At 48.5% G+C, this 511-nt stretch carries 1 protein-coding gene; it reads right to left on the reverse strand.

What is annotated here, in order from left to right; translation table 11 throughout:
- A partial coding sequence (locus ICN20_RS10205) for a hypothetical protein (RefSeq protein WP_370624567.1) occupies positions 1-511 on the reverse strand: 511 nt, incomplete at both ends.

Below are 511 nucleotides of genomic sequence, written 5' to 3' on the forward strand. Positions count from 1 at the left end.
GTCATACGGATCAATTAACCAGATACCACCCCTACCTGCATTAATACTTGATAGCAAACTGAGTGTGCCGCCAGAGGTTTCAATCAAACCACCATGCAGATTGCTTTGATTGGGGTCTAGCTGTGAAGCATTGAGAGAGGTGTATTGATCTAGAGTCGTGGATAAAGCAAAAGGCAATGTGCCGTTGCTTGCATCATTGCCTATCTTGATAGAACCACCCTGGGTGTAACCAGTCGCATCTACTTCTGTACCTGTAATAGTGACATTAGCAGCTGCAGACGCACCAATGCTACCGCCACGGCCAGATGAGCCATTGGTTTGAATAAGACTATTTTGGATAATGAGGTCGCCATTGTTGGCAATGAGGGTGATGGCGCCGCCATCTGTTGAACCGTTTGCTGCAATGTTGCCTGCTACTGTTATTTGATCGCCAGAGAAAGCGATTACACCACCCGGGCCATTATTACCGTTCGCCTGCACTACGCTGCCAGCCTGGGTGCTGATGGTTGGA

The sequence above is a fragment of the Polynucleobacter sp. JS-Polo-80-F4 genome (assembly GCF_018881965.1).
Lineage (GTDB): Bacteria > Pseudomonadota > Gammaproteobacteria > Burkholderiales > Burkholderiaceae > Polynucleobacter.